Source organism: Mesorhizobium sp. M7A.F.Ca.MR.176.00.0.0 (assembly GCF_004023165.1).
Lineage (GTDB): Bacteria > Pseudomonadota > Alphaproteobacteria > Rhizobiales > Rhizobiaceae > Mesorhizobium.
Genome location: NZ_RZTC01000012.1, coordinates 1 through 6,155 on the forward strand (window position 1 = coordinate 1; position 6,155 = coordinate 6,155).

General features: G+C 60.9%; 9 protein-coding genes. 6 read left to right on the plus strand and 3 right to left on the minus strand.

The window, feature by feature from the left end; genetic code table 11:
• From EOB59_RS37165 to EOB59_RS06710, 3 genes are all read right to left on the minus strand, one after another.
• On the minus strand, positions 1-149 hold a 149-nt coding region (locus EOB59_RS37165; RefSeq protein ID WP_281061714.1), incomplete at its 3' end, for a PHP domain-containing protein.
• Complete coding sequence (locus tag EOB59_RS06705) at positions 146-1,669, minus strand: DNA polymerase Y family protein (protein ID WP_128288010.1); 1,524 nt, start codon at positions 1,667-1,669, stop codon at positions 146-148. The genes EOB59_RS37165 and EOB59_RS06705, both read right to left, overlap by 4 nt.
• Entirely contained in the window at positions 1,581-2,345 is a 765-nt protein-coding gene (locus EOB59_RS06710) for an ImuA family protein (RefSeq protein WP_127807866.1), read from the minus strand. The genes EOB59_RS06705 and EOB59_RS06710 overlap by 89 nt, the downstream gene beginning before the upstream one ends.
• Positions 2,346-3,281: 936 nt before the next feature.
• Between EOB59_RS06710 and EOB59_RS36025 the strand changes: the two genes are divergently transcribed.
• The 6 genes from EOB59_RS36025 (at position 3,282) to EOB59_RS06735 (ending at position 6,080) form a co-directional block, all read left to right on the plus strand.
• The gene (locus EOB59_RS36025) at positions 3,282-3,476 is read left to right on the plus strand and encodes a hypothetical protein (RefSeq protein WP_245481798.1); all 195 of its coding nucleotides are present in this window, start codon (positions 3,282-3,284) and stop codon (positions 3,474-3,476) included.
• 230 nt (positions 3,477-3,706) lie between these two features.
• Positions 3,707-3,904: a hypothetical protein gene (locus EOB59_RS06720; RefSeq protein WP_127266529.1), complete on the plus strand. Its 198-nt coding sequence runs from the start codon at positions 3,707-3,709 to the stop codon at positions 3,902-3,904.
• 524 nt (positions 3,905-4,428) lie between these two features.
• Positions 4,429-4,524 carry a putative RiPP precursor gene (locus EOB59_RS35610; RefSeq protein WP_189367358.1) on the plus strand — a complete coding sequence of 32 codons (96 nt, stop codon included), beginning with the start codon at positions 4,429-4,431 and terminating at the stop codon, positions 4,522-4,524.
• Positions 4,525-4,834: 310 nt separating this feature from the next.
• Positions 4,835-4,975, plus strand: a complete 141-nt coding sequence (locus EOB59_RS06725; RefSeq protein WP_127395386.1) for an entericidin A/B family lipoprotein — start codon at positions 4,835-4,837, stop codon at positions 4,973-4,975.
• Entirely contained in the window at positions 4,975-5,163 is a 189-nt protein-coding gene (locus EOB59_RS06730; RefSeq protein ID WP_236383367.1) for a hypothetical protein, read from the plus strand. Before EOB59_RS06725 ends, EOB59_RS06730 begins: the two co-directional genes overlap by 1 nt.
• Positions 5,164-5,855: 692 nt before the next feature.
• A complete protein-coding gene (locus tag EOB59_RS06735; protein WP_164873705.1) occupies positions 5,856-6,080 on the plus strand; it encodes a KTSC domain-containing protein in 225 nt (74 codons plus the stop codon).
• Positions 6,081-6,155 lie beyond the last annotated feature (75 nt).

Below are 6,155 nucleotides of genomic sequence, written 5' to 3' on the forward strand. Positions count from 1 at the left end.
ACAATGCCGGCCAGACTGTTGCGATCACAGATGGCAAGGGCGGGCATTCCCATGCTGGCTGCTTGCGCGAACAGTTCCTCACAGGAACTCGCGCCCCGCAGAAAGGAAAAATGCGAGGTGCATTGCAGCTCGACATAGCACGCGTTCATCCGAAGATGCCGTGCAGGAACCAGCGATGCGAGCCGGTTGCGGCATCCTCGCCATCGCCTGCGCGATAAATCCAGAACCGCTCGCCGGCTTCGTCCTCGACCTGGAAATAGTCGCGCACGGCAGTTAGCTCGGCGTCGCGCTTCCACCATTCGCCGAAAACCCGCTCAGGTCCATCGGCGCGCTTGATCCGTCGACGGATGCCTTTCCAGGTGAAGCTCGCCGGCGGATGGTCCGGTAGCAGCGCAATGGCCTCGATCGGCTCCGGCACGGTAAACAAGCGAGCCGAACGCGGCCAATGGTCTGGCCATGCGTCGCCGGTCTCAGCCGATGCAGCGGCTACACGCCGGAAAGATCGCTCGGGCACATCGCTGGCAACCGGGGTAAACCGATAGAGCTTTTCCTCACCGACACGGTTGCCGAGTGTGTCGATCAAATCCGAGATGTCTGCATCCCGTTGCTCGATCAGCGACGAAACGGTCTGCCTGGGAGCGAGTGATTCTGCCAAGGGCGCGGACAACCGCATCAGCTCGATGCCGAAGCCCGGATCGACCGTCTCGATCTTGTCGCAGAGCAGCCGCGTCAGCCGCTTCACATCACGGACAGGCAAGGCCGTGCCGACGCGAATGGCTTCGACGCGGTTGTCGACGCGGTAGAGCAGCAGGTCAAGCCGCCGGGCGCCGAACCCTTTGGTCTCCAGCCCGACACACAGCGCCTGAACAAGCTTGCCGACATAGCGCGCGATTGTCTCGGCCGCACTGATGGGCTCGCCAAAGGCGCGCCTTACCTCGACCACATCGACCGGCCGCACTGGCTCTATCGGCTCGGCGAGACGTCCAGCAGCCTGGTCAAGCCGGCGGCCGAGTTCCGGCCCGAAGCGCAGCGCCAGTGGGGCGCGCGGCTGCTGCAGAAGCTCACCCACCCTGTCGAAGCCCAAAACCCGCAGACCGCTGACGATCTCATCGGGCAAACGCAATGCTGCGATGGGCAGAGGAAGGATCGCATCGCAGGTTGCGTTGACCGCGACCACGCTCACGGCTTGCCTGACATATCGCGCAAAGGCATGAGCAGCACCCCAGCTATCCGCTATGGCTGCGCGCGCCGAGAAGCCGACCTTGCCGAGACGTTCGACCATATCTGCGAGCATCAAGCGTTCACCGCCATGAAGATGATCGGCGCCCGTGGTATCCATCACCAATCCGTCGGGAGGATCTGCTGCGACAATCGGCGCGTACCGCCGCAAAGCCCACAGGGCCAACCGATCCAATGCCTGCGCGTCTGCTTCAGGTTCGGCATCCATGACCGCCAGCCCCTGGACGAGGGCCTGTGCCTTCGTCGCGGGCATTCCGACGCGCAGGCCCGCTTCTGTTGCCGCGCGATCCACCGCAGTCACCAGGCGACGATTACCGTGCCGCCCGACCAGCACCAAAGGCTTATCCGGTGGCGGCGAGACGTCGCCCAATTTCCTTCTGAGCCGGTCGGTCGACCAGCTTGGAAGGAACAGCGAGACGACCCTTTGCATCACAAGCCTCCACTTCGATATCGAGTGTTTCCCCTCCACGAGACCGGATCAGTTCAAGTTGCCATCGCGCCCGGCCAACGCCGGGCACAGGCAGCGGTCGCGACGGCAGCACGGAAACCCGCCAGCGGGTGACGGACGCCGTCGGCTGCCCGAAATCGGCGGCTTCGGTCTGGCGGCGCCAGCGGCGGATCGCGATGCCGATCGCGCCGGAGCCTTCCGATGCCAGTTGCAACCGGCGCGAGGCAGTCATGGACAGGCGCGCCACTTCCGCGACCACAGCCCCAAGTCCGACATGCCGCAGGCCTTCCTCGAAGCAGGCGAGCAAGGATTTGTCGTCACCGGCTTCGACATAGATCACCCGGTCGGGATGCAGTCCGACCTGTGCGATTGCCGGTGCAAACAGATCCTGGCGCGTCACGCACCACAGCACCTTGCCTTGCGTCCTGGCCGCAATGCCTGCAGCAAAAAGCGACGCGGCAGCGCCATCGATTGCACCATTGCCGCCGCCGGCAACTTCATGAAGTGCGCCAAGCGCCACGCCCCCGCCTGGCAGATGACTGTCGATCGAGGAGATACCGAATGGGAGCACCGCTCTTTTGCGCGCGTTACCGCCTTCGAGACGCGCAATGCGATCTCGCAGATCGGAAATAGCAGCGTTTGGCGTCGATGCACTCATCTGTCCCCTGAACGCGACATGGTGGCGGAATGTTCCTCATTTGTTCCCTTCCTAATGAAGAGTCAATGGGATGGCGAGGTGGCGCTGCGGAAGAAATGTTTGTGGCGACCGCCCGGTGGCATCGACAGAACCGTTTGCCAGCAGGACGAGGCGTCGAAGCCACCTGTCCTGTTGGGATGTTCGCGCCGGCGGCTGGCGGCGCCCAAGGAAAAACGGCGTATAAACCGCAGTCCTGCGCGCGTCCGCAATTGCGGACATTGTCGCGCGCGGGACGGAGGAAATTCGCCCCCGCCGCGGGCGGTTAACAGGACAGCCGTAGGAGCGTCAGCATAGCGCCGGCCGCAGGACGGGACGCGGGACCGACTGTCCCCGTCCGCGGTGGTCCGCGTGTAGCATCGGCCATGAATGCAGTTGCGTTGGGATTGAGCACGAAGCCTCAACCGATTGCCAGATCTCCCTATCCAATTGGAAAAAAACCATTTTTCCAAACCATCAGGAGTCTATTGACACCTTTGTTCTTATTTTGTTCACTGTTGGTGATTGATACTGGAGGCGAACCGTGGAACTTCGCTTGAACATTGAAGGTGCAACGCCCGAGGAACTGGCACGCGGGATCGCGGCAGCCGAAGCAGTCTTCTCGCGCGCCGGCATTACGGCTTTGCAAGGCGCGGAAGGTTTGTTCGCGTTGGAAGGCTGGGATATCAAGGGCTTCCCGGAAGACGACCAGCCAACCGAGGACGAGGACCAGGCTGCTTCGGTCTGGATGGAAGCCGACGAGGCTGCGACGACTGCATGTTGTGCGGGCTGGCCGGAGGATAAAGTTCCGGGCCATCAGATCATGGAGCTGATCGACGTGCCCCGAACGAGATTGCAGGCCGAGGCGCTCCCGGACACGTGGCCGGCGCGCAAACAGCTCTATCCCGATGTTGTCACCCGGTGGAGACCACGACCGGGCCGGACCGCCAGATCGATTTCGATATTGCCTTCGTTCTTGGTTGGGTGCCCGAGCGGCCGACGCTGGATCAGGTCGAGCCGCTTTCGGAAAATGGCGACCGTATCCCCTTCTTCACCAGCAACCTCGCCCAGGTGGAAGAAATGGCTCGCAAGGCACTCAAGGACTGGACGATCTAGATTGACCAGGACCCCTACGATGCCCACGTTTTCGATCCTGCAGCCAGCGAAGACGGTGAAGAATTGCGGATCGCACTGACCCTGGCGATGATGCGCGGCCAGTCGATGCATTTCGATTAGCGGTGAACGGGTTACACGGCCAACGTCGATCGATCGTGCTTGGCCACTCCAGGTCGCACGCTGGATGGCTAAAAACCTGACCAGCCCACACCGCACCCGAGGAGAGAACAATGTCAGAAAAACCACCCTATATGCCGACCGGCATTGGAACAGGCATGATGAGCGACGACGAGACCAAGGTCGGCGTTCTGATATTCGAAACGGCGCAAGGGAACTTCGACTTCGCAGTCAATCTGCAGGCAGTCGATATCCTCACCAAGGCCATCAACAAGATCGAGATGCATCTTCGCTCCGGCAAGACGCGCTGAGTGTCCGACGATGTGCCAGATCAGAGAAGCCGGAGCCAGGACCTTCGGGAGATCACGCAGGGACCAGGCATCGTGTGGCGGGTCGGCTGGGCGTCGCAAATCCGTTGTCAGTCGCCGACTGGCTCGGCTGGAGGAAACGCTCGGAAGCCAGTGCTCTCGCGCACGACTCGCGGCGCCGGGTTGACGGACTGCCGCTGCGATCGATCACGACTTGCTCACGCTGCATGCCGGCGGTCGGTGGGCCCGGCGATGTAGCGCTCTCCCGTTAACATCGTTCCCCGGATTTGGGAGGGCCGGCTAAGTCTTGGTCGACCAATTTCGACAGGACAGCCGTCAATCTGGATTGCCCGTTTGCCGTCCAACGCGACCGAAGTTCTTCGCCCGCTGGTTCGCACCGGGTCATTCTCCGTCTTCTCTGCGACGATCGCGACGCGTGGCGTGCGTCACTGGCGGCCATTTTAGCATCAGCTTGACAAGTTAATTGCCCCAAAGCAGTTTCGGTGTGTGAAAAGGGAGGAACAGCTATGAAAAAAGCCTATGAAAAGCCAGTCCTGACCAAGCGGGGAATTCTTTCCTCAATCACGGCGCAAGTCATCGAGTCGGGTCTTTCTGCGACCTGAGCAGGTCTTTGACCACTGGAAGCCCGCTGGCTCCGGCTGGCGGGCTTTTTGGTCTTCAGGGCGTGGATTAGGTCCTGACCGACAAAGGGTGCTACATGGGCGATGAAGAATGCCCGCCCAGCGTACGTTGTCTACGCACCACCGCTGATCGGCCTTCCGTTCCTGGCTGTGAATACTGGCTCTGGATGGGACGACCATCGCAACGCCCTTTGACACCGCAGATGAAGCGGCCGCCCACAACAAGGTGATGGCGGTTACAGGTGCGATACGGCAAAGCGGACTTGATAACCACAAATAGGAGAACCCGTCCATGAGACTGCTACGCATCACACCGATTGTCATTCTTGCCTGTGCCTTGGCCCTTGCGGCCTGCGCCAACACCGTCCGAGGCGTCGGCAGGGACGTCAAATCGACGGCCAACGCAGTCGACGACACGGTCAATAAACCCTGATGCAGAGGACCGTCACGGTCATCGAGAAGACAACGGGCCGCGTGATCGGAGCTCTGCCGATCGATCTTGCGCAGCAGAATCACGAGGCTTCCGATGATCAGTATTTCACCAAGGCGTTCGAAGCCGCCATGGACAGCGGCCTTATTAGTGAGGCCGACAAGCATGCGGTTGAATTCCGGCTTGAGTAAAGTTGACGTTGCGACGGCTTTCTGTCGCGTATCGGGGTTTGTGGTTGCATGGTTTTGCACCTCAGCCATCCATCAGGGGTGAATCAACACACCGTCTAGTCCAACTATCCCTAGGCACGGCCCGCCGCTGCTATGAATGGGGCGGCGGGTTTTTGACCCGGAGGCGAGCAGCAGCCGCTACTCAGACCCACTCAGTAGAGCAAGTCGGCGTATCGGTAGGCGAACACTCGGCCATTGCTCTCGTCGGTCACCTCAAAAAAGTAGTTTCCGGATCGGTGGAGCGTCAGTGGCCTTTTCGTTGCCTGTGCGGCGGCGCAATAGGATGTCGGGGCCTCAGCCCGGTATTCCGCTATCACCTGGCCCGCAAGATATTCTCGGATTTGATACGCCACGGTCAGCCCCCGGGGTCCGAATCATACATTAGAGATATCTAACATTTCCCTTTTGGCGAGACGGGGTGTACTTTAGTTACCGCTGGGTTTCCTAGCGACCTACACTGCCCGCTGCCGAGAGGTGGCGGGCCTTTTCGTTTATGTGTGGAACGCCGCAATCCAATGGGAGTTGAAATTCTGTCACCGCCCCTTCCGTGGAGGCGATAATGGCCACGGACGTACAGCCGTGCTCGGCCCGCTCCCGCTTCCTCAGTGGGCGGGCCATCTCGCGGGTCGCTCACTAGCAGCATCTGGTGCACCATGCCGTCAACCTCGATACGCAGGTTCGAATACAATCCGGACACCAGGGTTCTATCGGTGTGGTTTGTAGCGAGCGGCAGGCAGTACGACTTTCTGGACGTGCCGCCTGATACCTACGCCGATTTTAAAACTGCCTTTGCCAAGGGCCGCTATTTCAACGATCGCATCCGCAACCATTTCGCGTTCCGGCCTGTGGCAAGCTCCGGCTCCAGCGGCTCATGCTGAGGCAGATTGTGCCAAGCGACCTGGCGGAAGTCGCGCATGTCGAACTGCTGGCCGCACACCGGACAGGTCATAAAA